This window comes from Kitasatospora sp. NPDC056446 (assembly GCF_042796115.1).
GTDB lineage: Bacteria > Actinomycetota > Actinomycetes > Streptomycetales > Streptomycetaceae > Kitasatospora.
Genome location: NZ_JBHTRF010000096.1, coordinates 1 through 18,273 on the forward strand (window position 1 = coordinate 1; position 18,273 = coordinate 18,273).

Consider the following 18,273-nt stretch of genomic DNA (forward strand, 5'->3'; position numbering starts at 1 on the left):
GCTTGGTGCCGGTCCGTCACGCCGGGCCGGCGACCACCGAGACGGGTGCGGTGACCGGGGTGCCCGAGCCGTCGCGGCGCGGGTCGCGCTCCGGCAGGTCGACCGGGACGCCCTTGTCGCCGGCGGCGCGGGCCGGAGCGGCCCCGGCCCAGGCGAAGGCCAGCGCGTCCTCGCCGCGCAGGAAGCGCTGGCAGCGGACCCCGCCGGTGGCCCGGCCCTTGCGGGGGTACTGCTCGAACGGGGTGACCTTCCAGGTCGTCTGCTCGCCGTCGGCGAGGGTGCCCGAGGCGGTGGCGACCGAGACGACCACCGCGTCCGCGGCCGGGTCGACCGCCGTGAACGACAGCACCCGGGCGCCGTCGGAGAGCTTGATGCCCGCCATGCCGCCCGCCGGACGGCCCTGCGGGCGCACCTGGCCCGCCGGGTAGCGCAGCAGCTGCGCGTCCGACGCGATGAAGACCAGGTCCTCCTCGCCGGTGCGCAGCTCGACCGCGCCCACCAGCTCGTCACCGTCCTTGAGGGCGATCACCTCGAACTCGTCCTTGTTCGACGGCCATTCGGGCACCACTCGCTTCACCACGCCCTGCAGCGTGCCCAGCGCCAGCCCCGGCGAGGACTCGTCCAGTGTGGTCAGCGCCAGTGCCCGCTCGCCCGTCTCCAGCCGCAGGAACTCGCCGACCGCGGCCCCGCCCGCCAGGTTCGGCGACGGGGTCGGCGGCATCGCCGGCAGGTCGATCACCGGCAGCCGCAGCACCCGGCCCGTCGACGTCACCACACCGACGTCGGCCCGCGCCGTCGCGTGCACCGCGGACACGATCACGTCGTGCTTCGACCGCTTCTCCGACAGCTCGAACGGCTCGCCGTCCGCCGTCCGCGCCAGCAGGCCCGTCGAGGACAGCAGCACCCGGCACGGGTCGTCCGCGACCTCCAGCGGCACCGCCAGCGCCGCCGCCGGCGCGGCCCCCGCCTCCAGCAGGACCGTCCGCCGCTCCGTCCCGAACTGCTTGGACACCGCGCCCAGTTCGGACGACACCACGCTGCGCAGCCTGGTGTCCGAGTCCAGGATCTCGGTGAGCTCCGCGATCTCCGCGTTCAGCTTCGCCTGCTCCTGCTCCAGCTCCACCCGGTCGAAGCGGGTGAGCCGGCGCAGCGGGGTGTCCAGGATGTACGCCGTCTGGGTGTCCGACAGCGAGAAGTGCTCCATCAGGCGTTCCTTCGCCTGCTGGGCGTTGTCACTCGACCGGATGATCGAGATGACCTCGTCGATGTCGAGCAGCGCCACCAGCAGGCCCTCGACCAGGTGCAGCCGCTCCTGCCGCTTGCGGCGCCGGAAGTCGCTGCGCCGGCGGACCACGGTGAAGCGGTGGTCGACGTAGACCTCCAGCAGCTCCTTCAGGCCCAGCGTCAGCGGCTGCCCGTCGACCAGCGCGACGTTGTTGATGCCGAAGGTCTCCTCCATCGGCGTCAGCTTGTAGAGCTGCTCCAGCAGCGCCTCCGGCACGAAGCCGTTCTTCACCTCGATGACCAGCCGCAGCCCGTGCTCGCGGTCGGTCAGGTCCTTGACGTCCGCGATGCCCTGCAGCTTCTTCGCGTTGACCAGGTCCTTGATCTTCGAGATGACCTTCTCCGGGCCGACGTTGTACGGCAGCTCGGTGACCACGATGCCCTTGCGGCGCGCCGTCACCGCCTCGACCGTCGTCGTCGCCCGGATCTTGAAGGTGCCGCGGCCGGACTCGTACGCGTCCCGGATCCCGGACAGGCCCACGATCCGGCCGCCGGTCGGCAGGTCCGGACCGGGCACGAACCGCATCAGCGTGTCGAGGTCGGCGTTGGGGTGCTTGATCAGGTGCCGGGCCGCCGCCACCACCTCGGACAGGTTGTGCGGCGGCATGTTCGTCGCCATGCCGACCGCGATCCCCGTCGCGCCGTTCACCAGCAGGTTCGGGAACGCGGCCGGGAGCGCCAGCGGCTCCTGCTCGCTGCCGTCGTAGTTGGGGCCGAAGTCGACGGTGTCCTCGTGGATCGACTCCACCATCGCCATCGACGCCGCGGTGAGCCGCGACTCGGTGTAGCGCATCGCGGCCGGCGGGTCGTCGTTGCCCAGCGAACCGAAGTTGCCGTGCCCGTCGATCAGCGGCAGCCGCATCGAGAACGGCTGGGCCATGCGCACCACGGAGTCGTAGATCGAGGCGTCGCCGTGCGGGTGCAGTCGGCCCATCACCTCGCCCACCACGCGGGCGCACTTCACGTGCGCCCGCTCGGGGCGCAGGCCCATCTCGTTGGCCTGGTACAGGATCCGGCGGTGCACCGGCTTCAGGCCGTCCCGCGCGTCGGGCAGCGCACGCGAGTAGATCACCGAGTAGGCGTACTCCAGGAAGGAGCCCTGCATCTCGTCCACGACATCGACGTCGAGGATCCGCTCCTCGAAGTCTCCGGGCGGCGGGGTCTGCGAACTGCGGCGGGCCATCGCGGCGGGGCTCCCTTACGTGTCGCTGGCTGTGTCTCGGTCGGTCGTCGGTCGGCCGTGCCGTCCGGTCGCCGGACCCGTCAACCGGACGCGGTCGACAGGGAACGGCGCCCCCATTGTGGACCCTCGCGCGGACACTCCCGGTCAGCGGCCCTCTTCCGCCCCTGGCGAACGACCCCGTCCGCGCGGACACGAACACGGCTCCCGCACGTTGGACCACAATGGGGGACGCCACACGAACCCCGACATCGACGACGGGAAGGACCCGAGCGCATGGCCAACCCGGCCCCCGCCTCCAGCCGAGGCATCGCCATCACCGAGCACCGCCTGGCCAACGGCCTGCGTGTCGTCCTCTCCGAGGACCACCTCACCCCGGTCGCCGCCGTCTGCCTCTGGTACGACGTGGGCTCCCGGCACGAGGTCAAGGGCCGCACCGGCCTGGCGCACCTCTTCGAGCACCTGATGTTCCAGGGCTCCGCCAACGTCTCCAACAACGGGCACTTCGAACTGGTCCAGGGCGCCGGCGGCTCGCTCAACGGCACCACCAGCTTCGAGCGCACCAACTACTTCGAGACCATGCCCGCCCACCAGCTGGAGCTCGCCCTCTGGCTGGAGGCCGACCGGATGGGCTCACTGCTCGCCGCGCTCGACGACGCGTCCATGGAGAACCAGCGGGACGTCGTCAAGAACGAGCGCCGCCAGCGCTACGACAACGTCCCGTACGGCACCGCCTTCGAGAAGCTCACCGCGCTCTCCTACCCCGACGGCCACCCGTACCACCACACGCCGATCGGCTCGATGGCCGACCTCGACGCGGCCACGCTGGAGGACGCCCGCACGTTCTTCCGCACCTACTACGCGCCGAACAACGCCGTGCTGTCCGTCGTCGGCGACATCGACCCCGAGCAGACCGTCGCCTGGGTCGAGAAGTACTTCGGCTCCATCCCCGCCCACGACGGCAAGCAGCCCCCGCGCTCCGGCGAACTCCCGGACACCATCGGCCGCGAGATCCGCGAGGAGGTCCACGAGGACGTCCCCTCCCGCGCCCTGATGGCCGCCTACCGCCTCCCGCACGACGGCACCCGCGAGGCCGACGCCGCCGACCTCGCCCTGACCGTCCTCGGCAGCGGCGAGTCCAGCCGCCTCTACAACCGGCTCGTCCGTCGCGACCGCACCGCCGTCGCCGCCGGCTTCGGCCTGCTGCGCCTCGCCGGCGCCCCCAGCCTCGGCTGGCTCGACGTCAAGACCTCCGGGGACGCCACCCTCGCGCAGATCGACGCCGCCGTCGACGAGGAGCTCGCCCGCTTCGCCGCCGAGGGCCCGACGGCCGAGGAACTGGAGCGCGCCCAGGCCCAGATCGAGCGCGAGTGGCTCGACCGGCTCACCACCGTCGCCGGCCGCGCCGACGAACTCTGCCGCTACGCCGTCCTGTTCGGCGACCCCAAGCTGGTGAACGGCGCCCTCGCCAAGGTCCTCGACGTCACCGCCGAGGAGGTCCGGGCCGTCGCCGCCGCCAGGCTCAACCCCGACAACCGGGCCGTGCTGGCCTACGAGCCGACGGCCGCCGAGGCCGACGCCGAGACCGACGACGACACCGCTTCCGACGCTGCCGAAGAGGAGGGTGCCGCCGTATGAGCACCGACTACGTCCCCGCCATGACCTTCCACCCCCAGCCGAAGCCGGGCACCCCCGGCCCCTGGGCCTTCCCCGCCCCCGAGCGGGCCGCCCTCGGCAACGGCATCACCGTCCTGCACTGCCACCGGCCCGGCCAGCAGCTGGTCGCCGTCGAGGTCCTCCTCGACGCCCCGCTCGCCGCCGAGCCCGAGGGCCTCGACGGCATCGCCGCCGTCCTCGCCCGCGCCCTCAACGAGGGCACCGACACGCTCACCGCCGAGGAGTTCGCCGGCGAGCTGGAGCGGGCCGGCGCCACCCTGGACGCGCACGCCGACCACCCGTGCATCCGGGTCTCCCTGGAGGTGCCCGCCTCCCGGCTCCAGCGCGGCCTGTCCCTGCTCGCCGACGCCCTGCGCGCCCCGGCCCTGCCCGAGGCCGAGATCGAGCGCCTGGTCGCCAACCGCCTCGACGAGATCGTCCACGAGCAGGCCAACCCGGCCCGCCGCGCGGCCAAGGCCCTCTACGCCGAGCTCTTCGACGCCGCCGACCGGCTCTCCCGGCCCCGCGCCGGCACCGCCGACACCGTCAAGTCGATCGACCGCGCCGCCGTCAGGGCCTTCTACGAGGCCCACGTGCGCCCCGCGACCACCACCGTCGTCGTGGTCGGCGACCTCACCGGCGTCGAGCTGCCCGCCCTCCTGGAGAGCACCCTCGGCACCTGGACCGGCCCGGCCGCCGAGGCCTCCGTCCACGCCCCGGTCGCCGGCGACGACCGAGGCCGCGTCGTCATCGTGGACCGCCCCGGCTCCGTCCAGACGCAGCTGCTCATCGGCCGCATCGGCCCCGACCGCCACGACCCGGTCTGGGCCGCCCAGACCCTGGGCACCTACTGCCTGGGCGGCACCCTCACCTCCCGCCTCGACCGCGTGCTGCGCGAGGAGAAGGGCTACACCTACGGCGTCCGCTCCTTCGCCCAGCCGCTGCGCTCCGCCGCCGACGGCAGCGGTCGCTCGCTGCTCGCCATCAGCGGCTCGGTGGACACCGCCTCCACCGCCCCGGCGCTCGCCGACACCTGGACCATCCTGCGCACCCTCGCCGCCGAGGGCCTCACCGACGCCGAGCGCGACGAGGCCGTGCAGTTCCTGGTCGGGGTCGCCCCGCTGAAGTACGAGACCGCGGGCTCGGTCGCCGGCACCCTGGCCGACCAGGTCGAGCAGTACCTGGCGGACGACTACCAGGCCGAGGTCTACCGGCAGCTCGCCGAACTGCCCACCGCCGCCGCCACCGAGGCGGTCGTCGCGGCCTTCCCGACGGACCGTCTGGTGACCGTCCTGGTCGGCGACGCGGCCGTGATCGCCGACGACGTGCGGGCGCTCGGGATCGGCGAGGTCACCGTCGTCGGCTGACGACCGGTTCCCGTCCCGTCCGGCCCGGTGGAGCGCTTCGCTCCGCCGGGCCGGACGCGTTCCTAAACCCGTTGCGGGCCCGGCCCGTTCCGTGGATAGATGTTCCCCGACGCACAACGCGTGCGAACGGCGACGAACGAAGGGAGGCGGTCACCATGCGGGTCGAGCGAGCCATACGACGACGCTCCCCACGGCCGTACCTCCCCTGTTCCGCCTCGGCTGCCTGAGCGCACCCGTCCCCGAACTTCCCCGAGCCGCACCGGGACTGCTTTCGCGCGGCGTTCCTTCCCATTCCCACCGAACCACCCGACCCATGGAGGTCGATCGACCATGACGTACACCGAGGTCCCGGGCATCCGGGTGCCGATCCGGATGTGGACCGACCCGGCGACGGTCGAGGGCCAGGCCCTCCAGCAGCTGCGCAACATCAGCTCCCTGCCCTGGCTGCACGGCCTCGCCGTGATGCCCGACGTCCACCTGGGCAAGGGCGCGACGGTCGGCTCCGTCATCGCCATGAACGGCGCGGTCTGCCCGGCGGCCGTCGGCGTCGACATCGGCTGCGGGATGAGCGCGGTGAAGACCTCCCTCACCGCCGAGGACCTCCCGGACGACCTGTCCGGCCTGCGCAGCAGGATCGAGCAGGCCATCCCGGTCGGCCGCGGCCTGCACACCGACCCGGTCGACCCGACCAAGCTCCACGGCTTCCGCGCGGCCGGCTGGGACGACTTCTGGGGGCGCTTCGACGGCATCGCGGAGGACGTCAAGTGGCGCCGCGAGCGGGCGATGCAGCAGATGGGAACCCTCGGCTCGGGGAATCACCATACCGAGGTATGTGTGGACGATAGTGGAAATGTCTGGCTGACGCTGCATTCCGGATCGCGGGGAATCGGCAAGGAATTGGCCGACCATCACATGGGCGTTGCCCGGTCCCTGCCACACAACCAGGGGCTGGTCGACCGTGATCTGGCGGTCTTCATCTCGGACACCCCGCAGATGGCGGCCTACCGCCAGGACCTGTTCTGGGCGCAGGAGTACGCGTTCAACAACCGGTCGATCATGATGGCGCTCCTCAAGGGCGTCGTGCGTCGCGAATTCCCCAAGGCGGGGGTCGTGTTCGAGGACGAGATCAGTTGCCATCACAACTACGTGGCGGAGGAGCAGTACGACGGCCTGGACCTGCTGGTGACTCGCAAGGGCGCGATCCGGGCCCGGGTAGGCGACTACGGCATCATCCCGGGGTCCATGGCCACCGGCTCCTACATCGTCCGTGGCCTGGGCAACGAGGCGGCGTTCAACTCCGCCTCGCACGGCGCCGGCCGCAAGATGAGCCGCAACGCCGCGAAGAAGCGGTTCACGACACAGGACCTGGTCGAGCAGACCAAGGGCGTGGAGTGCCGGAAGGACAGCGGTGTCGTGGACGAGATCCCGGGCGCCTACAAGTCCATCGAGAAGGTCATGGCCCAGCAGACCGACCTGGTCGAGCCGATCGCCCACCTCATGCAGGTCGTCTGCGTGAAGGGCTGAGCGGCGAACGAGATGGCCCCCGACGGTCGTCGGGGGCCATCGTCAGTGCTGCGGGAAGACTCGTGGGCGTTTTGGTCCGACGAGTCGCCAGTGCCGGATCTTGCAGCTCTTGAGGGTTCGGCCCAATCGCTCTGACGCTCCCTCCATGGTTGGCGCGGTGAGGATGACCTCGTCTTCTTCCGGGGTCCAACTGCGCCTCGGGGTCGCGAACTTCATGGTGGGTGGGCGGACCCAGGTTCGGGCGCGATCGGCACCGGCTGCCTTCCGGGGTAGCGCCAGGCAGCCCGGGTAGTAGAGATCGGTGGCCAGGGCTGTACCGGCCTCGTTCAGGAAGAGGATGTTGTAGATGTCGTCGCGCTTGTTGCGGGTGAGCTTGCGGCGGGCGCCGCAGAGCCGGTCCGCGTAGTCGACGGTGAAGACCGCCAGCGCGTCGCTTCTGGTGGTCAGGCTCACGAACGGCAGGTCCTGCGAGGTGCGCCCCACCGAGCCGTCCGCGTCGATGAGTCCCCGGAGGTAGTCGCGCTCGGAGAACGGCACGTCCGGAGGTGCCACGATCTCGGATTTCCGCCCTGCCGGGAGGCCGAGCGCCCGCAGTTCCTCGCGGAACTCCCGGGCGTGGACGGTCCAGAGCACCGAGGTGTGGTCGGCTTTGAAGTTCGTCGTGCGCGTCCGGTACCGGATGGTGCTGTTGTACGGGCAGAGCCGCTGGAACTCCTCCAGGACGGGTGCGTCCCGCGCGGAGAGTTCCACCGAGAGCCGGCCGCGGTTGCGGGACTGCTCGGTGAGGTGTCCGTCCGCCTGGAGGAAGGCGAACATGTAAGCGTGCTCGGGTTGTTCGAGGTCGAAGAAGGTCATGCCGCGAGCATGCGTACGATCCGTCGTTCGAAAGGGTCGAACGGTCACCAGTTCGCTCGATGGTGTGGATGCGATCGAATGCGCGAACAGAAGCGCCCGGCAGTGCTAGGCACTGCCGGGCGCTTCGTGCACGTTGCGAGGGCTCAGGCGGCGGCCGGGAGCTCGTCGAGGCCTTCGGCGACGAGCTTGGCGAGGCGGTCGAGCGCGTCGTTGGCGTCGGGGGCGTCGGAGGCCAGGATGACCTCGTCGCCGCCCTGGGCGCCCAGGCCGAGGAGGCCGAGCATGGAGGCGGCGTTGACCGGGTTGCCGCCCGGCTTGGCGATGGTGATCGGCACGCCGGTGGCCGTGACGGCCCGGACGAAGACGGAGGCGGGACGGGCGTGCAGGCCCTCGGCCCAACCGATGGTGACGCGGCGCTCAGCCATGAGACGTGCCTTTCCGGTGAAGCTGGTCACGGCCGTGCTCGGTGAGCGGGGGAAGCGGCCATGTTGTCTAGACCAGTGTTGCATGCAGGTGGCCCCGGCGAACCGCCGCGTTCAGGACTTGTGATTGTTTCTTTTCGGGGCATAAACCCCGGCCGGTGGTCCTGTCCACCCTGCCGTGGGCATGCGTCCGGCGCCATTCGGCTCGCCGCCGGATAACCTGACGAATGTGGACGACTCCGCGGTGGCCAACCCCGAGCAGCAACCGGACTATCCGCAGCACTGGGAGGCCGACATCCTGCTGCGGGACGGTGGCACGGCCCGGATCCGGCCGATCACGCCCGCCGACGCCGGGCGCCTGGTCGAGTTCTACGGGCAGGTCTCGGAGCAGTCCAAGTACTTCCGCTTCTTCGCCCCCTATCCCCGGCTCTCCGACAAGGACGTCCGCCGCTTCACCCACCACGACTTCGTGAACCGGGTGGGCCTCGCGGTCGTGGTCCGGGACCACTTCATCGCCACCGTCCGGTACGACCGGATCGACGCCGAGGGCCGCCCCTCCGACACCGGGACGGACGCCGAGGTGGCCTTCCTGGTGCAGGACGCCCACCAGGGCCGCGGTGTGGCCTCGGCGCTGCTGGAGCACATCGCCGCCGTCGCGCAGGAGCGCGGCATCCGCCGCTTCCAGGCCGAGGTGCTGCCGGAGAACCGGAAGATGGTGAAGGTCTTCACCGACGCCGGCTACACCCAGCACCGCAGCTTCGCCGACGGCGTGGTGCACCTGGAGTTCGACCTCGAACAGACCGACCGCTCGCTCGCCGTGATGCGCGCCCGCGAGCACCGCGCCGAGGCCCGCTCGGTGCAGCGGCTGCTCACCCCCCGCTCGGTGGCGGTGATCGGGGCCTCCCGCACTCCGCAGACCGTCGGCCGGGCCGTCCTGCGCGACCTGCTGGGCAGCGCCCCGGCGGACTGCCCCGTGTACGCGGTGAACCGCAACGCCCCGCCCGGCACCGAGCTGGACGGCGTCCCGGTGCACCGCTCGATTCTGGACATTCCCGGGCCGGTGGACCTCGCCGTGATCGCCGTCCCCGAGGGGGCCGTCCCGGCCGCCGTCGCCGAGTGCGGCGCCCACGGCGTCCAGGGCCTGGTGGTGGTCACCGCGGGCTACGCGGAGACCGGTCCGGAGGGCCGGGACCGCCAGCGCGCACTGGTCCGACAGGCCCGCGCGGCGGGCATGCGGGTGGTCGGCCCGAACGCCTTCGGCCTGGTCAACACCGATCCGGCGAACCCGCTGAACGCCTCGCTCGCGCCGCGCCTGCCCGGCCGCGGCGGGTTCGGGATCTTCTGCCAGTCCGGCGCGATCGGCGTCGCCCTGCTGGAGGCCGCCCACCGGCGCGGCCTCGGCGTCTCCTCCTTCGCCTCGGTGGGCAACCGCTCCGACGTCTCCGGCAACGACTTCCTTCAGTACTGGGCCGAGGACGAGGCCACCCGCGTCGTCCTGCTGTACCTGGAGTCCTTCGGCAACCCGCGCAAGTTCACCCGGATCGCCCGCCGGCTGGCCGCCGCCAAGCCGATCGTGGTGGTCAAGGGCGCCCGGCACACCGGCAGCCTGCCGCCCGGCCACGCCGTCCCGGCCACCGCCACCGGCCTGCGCGACGCGACCGTCGACGCGCTGTTCGACCAGGCGGGCGTCCTGCGGGTCGCGACCATCACCGAGCTGTACGACACCGGGGAGCTGCTGGCCCTGCAGCCGCTGCCCGAGGGGGACCGGGTCGCGGTGGTCGGCAACTCGGACTCGCTCGGCCTGCTCACCTACGACGCCCTGCTGAGCGCAGGCCTGCGTCCGCGCACCCCGGTCGACCTGACCACCGCCGCGACCGGCGAGAACTTCCGGATCGCCCTCGACGTCGCCCTCGCCGACCCGGCCGTGGACGCGGTGATCGCCGTCGCCATCCCGCCGATCGGGACCTCCGCGCACGCCTTCATGGGCGGCCGGCTGACCGGCGAGGACGATCCCGAGATGGGCTCGGACGACCCCGAGATCGCCGCCGCCCTGCTCGAAGCCGGGCAGCGCGCCAAGGAACTGGGCAAGCCGCTGGTGCTCGCCCACCTGGCGCTGACCGACCTGCCGGCCCGGCTGCGCCCCGGCGGCATCCCCGCCTACGCGGCGCCCGAGCGGGCCGTGAACGCCCTCACCCATGCCGTGCACTACGCGCAGTGGCGCCGCCGGACGGCCGAGGCGGAGGAGACCGCGCGCGTCCCCGAGCTGGACCGGATCGACGAGCCGGGTGCCCGCGCCCTGGTGGCGGCGGCGCTGAGCACCCGGACGGCGGTCGCCGCCCGTACCCAGCCCGGCGGCGCCCGGATCACCCTGCCCGACGCCGGGGCCCGCGAGCTGCTGGCCCGCTACGGCGTCGACGTCTCGCCGACGCTCCCGGCGCCGGACGAGCGGACGGCCGTCGCGGCGGCGGCCTCGCTCGGCTACCCGGTGGCCCTCAAGGCGACCGCCCCGCACCTGCGCCACCGCCCCGACCTGGGCAGTGTCCGGCTGGACCTGACCGACGAGCCGGGCCTGCGCCGCGCCCACCGCGAGCTGGACGCGCTGCTCGGCGGCGCCGCCGCGGCCGAGCTGGTGGTGCAGCGGATGGCGCCGCGCGGTGTGGACACCGTGATCGGCGCCACCGTGGACCCGGCGGTCGGCGCGATCCTCTCCTTCGGACTGGCGGGCGCCCCGGCCGAACTGTTGGGCGACACCGCGTACCGGCTGGTTCCGGCCACCGACCGGGACGTCGCGGGGCTGATCCGGGAGGTACGGGCGGCGCCGCTGCTGTTCGGCTGGCGCGGCGCCGAGGCGGTGGACACCGCCGCCCTGGAGGAACTGCTGCTCAGGGTGTCGCAGCTGGTGGACGACGTCCCGGAGATCGCTTCGGTGGATCTCGAACCGGTGGTCGTGGCCCCGCACGGGCTGGCGATCCTGGGGGCGCGGGTGCGGGTCGCGCCCCTGCCCGTCCGCAGCGATCTGGGCCCGCGCGCGATGAGCACGCTGTAACCTTCCTTGGTTGCGCCCTGCCCGGGCGCTGTTGTCCGAAGCTCGGCGCCGTGCCGCCCGCTTCGTCGGCGGACCATGCCAGGATGGAGATATGGCGAAGACCGGTACCACCACCACTCAGGACCTGCGCTCGGCGATCGAGCGCAGCGGCTACTACCCGGCCCTGGTGTCCGAGGCGGTCGAGTCCGCGGTGGGCCCGGAGCCGATCAGCTCCTACCTGGTGCACCAGGAGACGACCTTCGACGCCAACGAGGTCCGCCGGCACGTGACCGTGCTGGTGCTGACCCCGACCCGGTTCGTGGTGAGCCACACCGACGAGCAGTCGGGGGCCGAGGGCAGCCCCTCGGTGCCGTTCGCGACCACCTCGACGGAGAGCGTCCGGCTGGACCGGATCGGTTCGGTCGTGGTGAGCCGCATGGTGGCGAACCCGGAGACGTACACCCCGGGGACGCTCCCGCGCGAGGTCGTGCTGACGATCGGCTGGGGCGCGGTGCAGCGCCTGGACCTGGAGCCGGCCGGCTGCTCGGACCCGAACTGCGAGGCGGACCACGGCTACACCGGTTCGGCGACGGCCGACGACCTCTCGCTGCGGGTGAGCGAGGCCGGTGACGGTCCGGAGACGGTGTCCCAGGCGCTGCTGTTCGCCCGGGCACTCTCCGACGCGACGATCGACAACGGCCCGCGGGTCTGATCGCCGCCACCCACCGCTACGAATCCGGTTCCATGTCCTTCGTTCCTGCCGACGGCTACGACGCCTTCGAGATCCTTGACCCGGCCGCGGCCCCCGCGCCCCCCTACGGCAGCGGCTCGCTGTGCGACCTGCTGCCCTCGGTGGCGGCGGGCCTCGGCGTGCCCGGGTTCACCGCCACCTTGCCGATCGCCCCGGCGGACCGGGCGGTGGTGTTCCTGGTGGACGGCCTGGGCTGGGAGCTGCTGCTGCGCCACCCCGAGTACGCGCCGTTCCTGTCCTCGCTGGCCGGGAGTTCGATGGGCGGCAGCGGCCGTCCGCTGACCGCCGGCTTCCCGTCGACCACCGCGACCTCGCTGGCCTCGGTCGGCACCGGCACCCCGCCGGGCCTGCACGGCCTGGCCGGGTACACGGTGGCGGTGCCGGGCGCCGGCTACCTGATGAACCAGCTGCGCTGGCAGCCGCCCACCGAGCCGCACGCCTGGCAGCCGTACCCGACGGTCTTCGAGCAGGCGCACCGGGCCGGGGTGGCGACCGCGCAGGTCTCGTCCCCGCTGTTCGCCCAGACCCCGCTGACCCGGGTGGCGCTGTCCGGCGGCACCTTCCTCGGCCGGACCACCGGCGAGGAGCGGATGGACCTGGCGGCCTCCTGGCTGGCCGAGCACGACCGGGCGCTGGTGTACACCTACGTCAGCGAGCTGGACGGCGCGGGCCACCGGTTCGGGGTGGACTCGGACGAGTGGCGGATGACGCTGGACGCGGTGGACCGGCTGGCCCGCCGGCTGGCCGGGCAGCTCCCGCCGCGCTCGGCGATGTACGTGACGGCCGACCACGGCATGATCGACATCGCGCCGGAGGACCGGATCGACTTCGACGAGGACTGGGAGCTGGGCGCCGGTGTGGCCCTGCTCGGCGGTGAGGGCCGGGCGCGGCACGTGTACGCCGTGCCGGGTGCCGCGGCCGACGTGCACACGGTCTGGAGCGAGGTGCTGGGCGACCGGATGTGGGTCGCCACCCGGGACCAGGCGATCGAGGCGGGCTGGTTCGGCCCGTCCGTGGACGACCGGGTGTACCACCGGATCGGCGACGTGGTCGCCGCGGCGCGCGACGACATCGCGATCGTCGCCTCCCGCAACGAGCCGGGCGAGTCCGCGATGATCGGTCTGCACGGCTCGATGACCCCGGTCGAGCAGTTCGTGCCGCTGCTCGAAGTCCGCGGCTGAGCCGGTCCCTTGAATCTTCTGTGCCCGAACCCCCTTGATGTGAAAGGCCCTTGCTCCACCCATGGCTGAACTGGTGTTCTTCTCGGGCACGATGGACTGCGGCAAGTCGACGCTGGCGCTGCAGATGGACCACAACCACACCGCGCGCGGCCGGAAGGGCGTGATCCTCACCCGCAACGACCGGGCGGGCGCCGCGACGATCTCCAGCCGGCTGGGCCTCCAGGCCGAGGCGGTCGAGGTGACGGACGGCTTCGACTTCCACGGGCACGTGGTGCACCGGCTCTCGGCGGGCGGCCGGGTGGACTACCTGATCTGCGACGAGGCGCAGTTCTTCGCCGCCGAGCAGGTGGACCAGCTGGCCCGGGTGGTGGACGAGCTGGACATCGACGTCTACACCTTCGGCATCACCACCGACTTCCGCACCCGGCTGTTCCCGGGCTCGCAGCGGCTGATCGAGCTGGCCGACCGGGTGGAGGTGCTCCAGGTCGAGGCGCTGTGCTGGTGCGGCGCGCGGGCGACCCACAACGCCCGTACGGTCGGCGGGGTGATGGTGGTCGAGGGCGCCCAGGTGGTGATCGGCGACATCTCGGTCCGCGAGGACGAGGTGGGCTACGAGGTGCTGTGCCGCCGCCACCACCGCCGTCGGATGACCGCCGCGACGGCCCGCGCCTCGGTGCTCTCCCCGGACGTGCTGCCCTTCGAGGAGCAGCAGGCCTGAGCCGGGCTCAGCCCGTCGCCTCCAGTACCGAGAAGTGGCCGCCCTGCGGGTCGGCCAGCCGGGCGGCGCGGCCGCGCGCGGTGTCGTGCGGCGCGACCAGGATCCGGCCGCCGAGCTCCACCGCGTGTCGGGCGGTCAGCGCGGCGTCGCGGACCGCGAAGTGGGTGCGCCAGCGCGGCGGGTGGCCGCGCAGGTCGGCGCGGTGCCGGATCCCGGCGACCGGGCGGCCGTGCACGAGCAGCGCGGTCTCGTCCGCGCCGGGCCGGACCGGGCGGTCGAGCACGGCGGCGTAGAAGGCGGCGGCGCCCTCGGTGTCGGGGGTGAGCAGTTCCGCCCAAGCCGGTTCGCCGGGTTCGGTGCCGGCCTCCCGGCCGAGGTGCTCCTCGCCCTGCCAGAGGCCGAAGACGGCGCCGGAGACGTCGGAGGCGATGGCCATCCGCCCGGCGCGCTCGGCCTGGAGCGGTCCGACGGCGACGGTGCCGCCGCACTCGCGGACCAGCTGGGTGGTGCGGTCGGCGTCGTCCACCGCGAAGTAGGTGGTCCACTGCACCGGGAAGCCGGCCGTGGAGACGCCGAGGCCGGCGACCGGGGCGCCGTCGAGTTCGGCCCGGACGTAGTCGCCGAGCTGGCCCGGCCCCGGGGTGTACGTCCAGCCGAGCAGCTCGCCGTAGAAGGCGCGGGCCCCGGCCGGGTCATCGGTCAGCAGGCTGACCCAGCAGGGCGTGCCCTGGGCCAGTCGGAGTTCCACCGCGGGCAATGCGGGCCTCCTCGTGGGTGGTTGGCGCACGGAAATCCTCGGCGCGAGGGTGATGCTTCCACTCTGACGGGCGCCCAACCCTCGGGCCGCGCGGAAATCCCGGCAAAGTCCGCACAAAGAGCGGCGAGTCGGCGGTGCTGCGCGACAATGGCCGCCATGACCACCTACAACGAGGGTTCCCCGCTGATCTCCGCGGCCGGGCTGCGGGAGGCACTCGCCTCCGCCCGTCCGCCGGTGCTGCTGGACGTGCGCTACCAGCTGGTCGGTGCCGCGCCGGGCGGCCCGACCGCGGCCGAGGAGTACCGGGCCGGGCACCTGCCGGGCGCCCACTTCGTCGAGCTGGACCGGGACCTGGCGGCCCCGCCCGGTGCCCCCGGCCGGGGCGGGCGCCACCCGCTGCCGGACCCGGAGGAGTTCGGTGCGGCGATGCGCGGCTTCGGGGTGGACACGGAGCGCCCGGTCGTGGTGTACGACGGCGCGGCCTCGATGGCCGCCGCCCGCGCCTGGTGGCTGCTGCGCTGGGCCGGGCACCGGGACGTCCGGGTGCTGGACGGCGGCTTCGCGGCCTGGCAGGCGGCCGGGCTGCCGGTGACGGCCGAGCCGCCGGCGCCCGGGGCGGGCGACTTCAAGCCGGTGCCGGGGCAGCTGCCGACGGTGGACGCGGACGGCGCGGCGGCCTGGGCGCGGGACGCTCTGCTGCTGGACGCACGCTCGGGGGAGCGCTACCGGGGTGAGACGGAACCGGTGGACCCGAGGGCCGGGCACGTCCCGGGCGCGGTGTCGGCGCCGACGGCCGGGAACGTGGGCGCGGACGGACGGTTCCTCCCGGCCGCCGAGCTGGCGGCCCGCTTCCGCGCGCTGGGCGCGGGGGAGCGGGAGACGGCGGTCTACTGCGGTTCGGGGGTGACGGCGGCGCACCAGGTCCTGGCGCTGGAGGTGGCCGGCCTGCCGGCCACGCTGTACCCGGGCTCCTGGAGCGAGTGGTCGAGCGACGCGAGCCGCCCGGTGGCGGTCACCGACCAGCCGGGCTGAGCCCGGGAACGCCGAAGGGCGGGAGGCCCGGCCTCCCGCCCTTCGGCAATCGGTGCTACTCCTGCTTCTTGCGCCGGCTGCCGAAGACGATCTCGTCCCAGCTGGGCACGGTGGCCCGGCGGCCGGGCCGGACGCCGTCCGCCTCGGCCTGCCGGTCGGTGGTGCCGACCAGGCGCTCACGGTGCGGGGCGACGGCGCGCGGCATCAGGATGTCGGCGTAGGCCGAGCCCGCGCCGACCGCCGGGGCGGCGGCCGCGGCGGCGGACTCCTCGTTCTCCTCGGCGACCTCGGCGGGCACCGGTTCGATCGGGGCGGGGCCGCCGACGGCGAGGTCGCCGCGGAAGGCGGGGACGACGTCGAGCAGGCTGGTCAGCGAGTCCCTGGAGTCGGCGGTGGCCTCCCGCGACTCGCGGACCTCGCGGGCCGACATGATGCGGTCGGCGGAGGGCCGGTCGATCATCGGGCGGGGCGGCCGGTCCTGGGGGAGCCGGGCGATCCGCGGGATGAACGGGAAGACCGACTCCTCCTCGCGCTCGACGTTCTCGCCGATCAGCGCGCGGGCCTCGTCGTCGTTGGGCTGGACCAGGCGCCGGGGCGGGTCGTACGTCCAGGAGGCGCTGCGGCCTTCGCCGTCGGCCCGGTAGGAGAGGATGACCTCCCAGGTGCCGTCGTCGCGCCGCCAGGAGTCCCAGCGTTCGGTGTCCTTCTCGGCGCCGCGCAGCGCGAGCCGCTCGGCGACGGCCTCGCCGAGCTGCGGGCCGGTGGACTCGCCGTTGCGGCGGATGGCGGTCTTGCGGGCGCGCTCGGCCATGAAGGCGCGCTCGGCGAGGACCGGGCCCTCGAAGCGGCGGACGCGGTCGACGGAGATCCCGGCGGCCTGGGCGACCTCCTCGGCGGAGGCACCGGCTCGTATCCGCGCCTGGATGTCCCGGGGGCGGAGGTGGCTCTCGACCTCGATCTCGATCTGGCCGAGGCGCGGCCGGTCGCCGCGGATGGCGGCGCGCAGCCGCTCGTCGATGGGGAGGGTGTACTCCGTGCTGTCGGCAGCCTTGAGCACCAGCCGTGTGCCGTCGTTGCTGACGGCCACAACCCGCAGTTCGGGCACGGTTACCTCCCGGGTGGTGCCTGCCGACGTCACCTGCGTCGCTGCTCCCGTACTGAGTGTGGCCTGCCCACTCGCGACTGGCCACAACCTTGCTGAGTTCCCCGGCGTGTCGGGCTTACGCCCGGTCACGCCGCTGTGGCACGGTTGCCTTTTTGCCACGTCATCCGTCGACGTCGCGCCTGGGTGTCCCGGCCGTCCTCGCACGCGGAGTGTTCGCGACGATCCGGGACGGGCGTCGCCGTGCGTGCCCGTTCCGTGTCTCCTCGTCAAGCTGCCGGTGGTGGCGCAGTCGACATGTCGACCCAAGGCTCGGGCTTTACGAACAGTACTCCATTCGTGGCATCCGGAGGGGCGGCTCGCCGCTCAAGTCTCCCGCGATTCACGGGAATCTCAAGAGCGCCCGCCACCAACGGCGGACCGGCACCGGGTGAACGGTGATCATCTTCACACAATCCGGGCGCGTGGAACTGCATTTTCGCCCCTTGTGTCCTTCTTTGGGCAAGATGGAGTGACTTGTTCGAGGAAGAGTCGTACGGACCGAGGGATGTCGATGCCTGAGCGGGACCCCGCCGAGGAGGGCGGCAAGGAGGAGCGCAAGCGGATCGATCTGAGTGTGGCTCAGGTCGCGGCGAGTGCGCTGGCCACGGTGGTGGGCGCACTGTTGGCCTCCGAACTGGGCGTCTACGGAACGATCATGGGCGCCGCAGTGGTGAGCATCGGGGCCACCACCGGCGGCGCGGTGTTCCAGCACCTCTTCCGGCGGACCGGAGAACAGCTGCGCGGCGCGGTGGACCGCGGGCCGAACCAGGCCGTGAACACGCTGCGCCAGGTGCCGGTGGAGGACGACGGGCCGGGCCGGCCGGCCGGGTCGCCGGTGATCACCGAGGAGTGGAACGAGCCGCGGGTGGTGCGGGCGCGCCGACGGTGGACCTGGAAGACCTACGCGGTGGTGTCCGGGCTGGTCTTCGTGCTGGCGATGACGCCGATCGTGGCGTTCGAACTGGCCACCGGGCAGCCGGTGTCGGCGACGGTCAAGGGCGAGTCCGGCAACGGCACCTCCTTCGGCGGCTCGGTGGCGCCCAAGTCCTCCTCGCCGCAGGACGCGCCGAAGGACGCCCCGCCGCAGCGGCAGTCCCCGGACGGGAGGCCCGGTTCGGACGCCACGCCGTCCGGCGGTGCCTCGGCCCCGGCGACGACCCGGCCGGGCCGGGAGCCGACCGCGACCCCGAGCACCGGCGCGGGCACCGCGTCGCCCTCGGCCGGCCCGAGCGCGAGCCCGTCGGCCGGCGCCTCCCCGTCGGCGGGCGGCGGCAAGCCCACCGGTGAGGCCACGCCGCAGCCGCCCGCGCCCGGCAACGAGCCTGCCCGCGGGACGCCGGCCCCGCCGCCCGCCGTGCCGTCCGCGACGCCGTAGGG

At 73.2% G+C, this 18,273-nt stretch carries 14 protein-coding genes; 9 read left to right on the plus strand and 5 right to left on the minus strand.

Features of this window, described 5'->3' with window-relative positions:
* Positions 1–16: 16 nt before the first annotated feature.
* Positions 17–2,467, minus strand: coding sequence for a DNA topoisomerase (ATP-hydrolyzing) subunit A (locus ACFQ6N_RS35805; RefSeq protein WP_380658183.1), 2,451 nt, complete (start codon positions 2,465–2,467; stop codon positions 17–19).
* Positions 2,468–2,740: 273 nt separating this feature from the next.
* Between ACFQ6N_RS35805 and ACFQ6N_RS35810 the strand changes: the two genes are divergently transcribed.
* The 3 genes from ACFQ6N_RS35810 to ACFQ6N_RS35820 all read left to right on the plus strand — a co-directional run bounded on the left by ACFQ6N_RS35810 (position 2,741) and on the right by ACFQ6N_RS35820 (position 7,011).
* Positions 2,741–4,102, plus strand: coding sequence for a M16 family metallopeptidase (locus ACFQ6N_RS35810; protein WP_380658185.1), 1,362 nt, complete (start codon positions 2,741–2,743; stop codon positions 4,100–4,102).
* Positions 4,103–4,122: 20 nt separating this feature from the next.
* Positions 4,123–5,487, plus strand: coding sequence for a M16 family metallopeptidase (locus ACFQ6N_RS35815; RefSeq protein WP_380658217.1), 1,365 nt, complete (start codon positions 4,123–4,125; stop codon positions 5,485–5,487).
* A gap of 330 nt (positions 5,488–5,817) precedes the next feature.
* Positions 5,818–7,011: an RtcB family protein gene (locus ACFQ6N_RS35820; RefSeq protein ID WP_380658186.1), complete on the plus strand. Its 1,194-nt coding sequence runs from the start codon at positions 5,818–5,820 to the stop codon at positions 7,009–7,011.
* Positions 7,012–7,053: 42 nt separating this feature from the next.
* Here the strand turns inward: ACFQ6N_RS35820 and ACFQ6N_RS35825 are convergent, their stop codons facing one another.
* Together ACFQ6N_RS35825 and ACFQ6N_RS35830 are read right to left on the minus strand one after the other, a co-directional pair.
* Entirely contained in the window at positions 7,054–7,866 is an 813-nt protein-coding gene (locus ACFQ6N_RS35825; RefSeq protein ID WP_380658188.1) for an LAGLIDADG family homing endonuclease, read from the minus strand.
* 143 nt (positions 7,867–8,009) lie between these two features.
* Complete coding sequence (locus ACFQ6N_RS35830; RefSeq protein ID WP_380658189.1) at positions 8,010–8,291, minus strand: HPr family phosphocarrier protein; 282 nt, start codon at positions 8,289–8,291, stop codon at positions 8,010–8,012.
* 226 nt (positions 8,292–8,517) lie between these two features.
* Between ACFQ6N_RS35830 and ACFQ6N_RS35835 the strand changes: the two genes are divergently transcribed.
* From ACFQ6N_RS35835 to ACFQ6N_RS35850, 4 genes are all read left to right on the plus strand, one after another.
* Positions 8,518–11,334 (plus strand): GNAT family N-acetyltransferase, encoded by a 2,817-nt coding sequence (locus tag ACFQ6N_RS35835; RefSeq protein ID WP_380658190.1) that lies wholly within the window; start codon positions 8,518–8,520, stop codon positions 11,332–11,334.
* Positions 11,335–11,425: 91 nt separating this feature from the next.
* Positions 11,426–12,025 (plus strand): DUF5998 family protein, encoded by a 600-nt coding sequence (locus tag ACFQ6N_RS35840; RefSeq protein WP_360258300.1) that lies wholly within the window; start codon positions 11,426–11,428, stop codon positions 12,023–12,025.
* A gap of 32 nt (positions 12,026–12,057) precedes the next feature.
* Entirely contained in the window at positions 12,058–13,245 is a 1,188-nt protein-coding gene (locus tag ACFQ6N_RS35845) for an alkaline phosphatase family protein (protein ID WP_380658192.1), read from the plus strand.
* 61 nt (positions 13,246–13,306) lie between these two features.
* Positions 13,307–13,963 carry a thymidine kinase gene (locus ACFQ6N_RS35850; protein ID WP_380658194.1) on the plus strand — a complete coding sequence of 219 codons (657 nt, stop codon included), beginning with the start codon at positions 13,307–13,309 and terminating at the stop codon, positions 13,961–13,963.
* Positions 13,964–13,970: 7 nt separating this feature from the next.
* Here ACFQ6N_RS35850 and ACFQ6N_RS35855 read toward each other — a convergent pair whose 3' ends face one another.
* A complete protein-coding gene (locus ACFQ6N_RS35855; RefSeq protein ID WP_380658220.1) occupies positions 13,971–14,711 on the minus strand; it encodes a VOC family protein in 741 nt (246 codons plus the stop codon).
* A gap of 165 nt (positions 14,712–14,876) precedes the next feature.
* On the opposite strand from ACFQ6N_RS35855, the gene ACFQ6N_RS35860 reads away from it, so the two are divergent.
* The gene (locus ACFQ6N_RS35860) at positions 14,877–15,752 is read left to right on the plus strand and encodes a sulfurtransferase (protein WP_380658196.1); all 876 of its coding nucleotides are present in this window, start codon (positions 14,877–14,879) and stop codon (positions 15,750–15,752) included.
* Positions 15,753–15,807: 55 nt separating this feature from the next.
* Here the strand turns inward: ACFQ6N_RS35860 and sepH are convergent, their stop codons facing one another.
* Positions 15,808–16,890 carry a septation protein SepH gene (sepH, locus tag ACFQ6N_RS35865; protein ID WP_380658198.1) on the minus strand — a complete coding sequence of 361 codons (1,083 nt, stop codon included), beginning with the start codon at positions 16,888–16,890 and terminating at the stop codon, positions 15,808–15,810.
* 511 nt (positions 16,891–17,401) lie between these two features.
* On the opposite strand from sepH, the gene ACFQ6N_RS35870 reads away from it, so the two are divergent.
* Positions 17,402–18,271: a hypothetical protein gene (locus ACFQ6N_RS35870; RefSeq protein WP_380658199.1), complete on the plus strand. Its 870-nt coding sequence runs from the start codon at positions 17,402–17,404 to the stop codon at positions 18,269–18,271.
* The last annotated feature ends 2 nt before the right edge of the window (positions 18,272–18,273 follow it).

Bases quoted from the DNA above. Each gene is read 5' to 3' on its own strand.
- ACFQ6N_RS35840 (WP_360258300.1), top strand. From the start codon at position 11,426: ATGGCGAAGACCGGTACCACCACCACTCAGGACCTGCGCTCGGCGATC.
- ACFQ6N_RS35850 (WP_380658194.1), top strand. From the start codon at position 13,307: ATGGCTGAACTGGTGTTCTTCTCGGGCACGATGGACTGCGGCAAGTCG.
- ACFQ6N_RS35810 (WP_380658185.1), top strand. From the start codon at position 2,741: ATGGCCAACCCGGCCCCCGCCTCCAGCCGAGGCATCGCCATCACCGAG.
- ACFQ6N_RS35820 (WP_380658186.1), top strand. From the start codon at position 5,818: ATGACGTACACCGAGGTCCCGGGCATCCGGGTGCCGATCCGGATGTGG.
- ACFQ6N_RS35815 (WP_380658217.1), top strand. From the start codon at position 4,123: ATGACCTTCCACCCCCAGCCGAAGCCGGGCACCCCCGGCCCCTGGGCC.
- ACFQ6N_RS35805 (WP_380658183.1), bottom strand. From the start codon at position 2,467: ATGGCCCGCCGCAGTTCGCAGACCCCGCCGCCCGGAGACTTCGAGGAG.
- ACFQ6N_RS35860 (WP_380658196.1), top strand. From the start codon at position 14,877: ATGACCACCTACAACGAGGGTTCCCCGCTGATCTCCGCGGCCGGGCTG.
- ACFQ6N_RS35830 (WP_380658189.1), bottom strand. From the start codon at position 8,291: ATGGCTGAGCGCCGCGTCACCATCGGTTGGGCCGAGGGCCTGCACGCC.
- ACFQ6N_RS35845 (WP_380658192.1), top strand. From the start codon at position 12,058: ATGTCCTTCGTTCCTGCCGACGGCTACGACGCCTTCGAGATCCTTGAC.
- ACFQ6N_RS35825 (WP_380658188.1), bottom strand. From the start codon at position 7,866: ATGACCTTCTTCGACCTCGAACAACCCGAGCACGCTTACATGTTCGCC.
- ACFQ6N_RS35870 (WP_380658199.1), top strand. From the start codon at position 17,402: ATGTCGATGCCTGAGCGGGACCCCGCCGAGGAGGGCGGCAAGGAGGAG.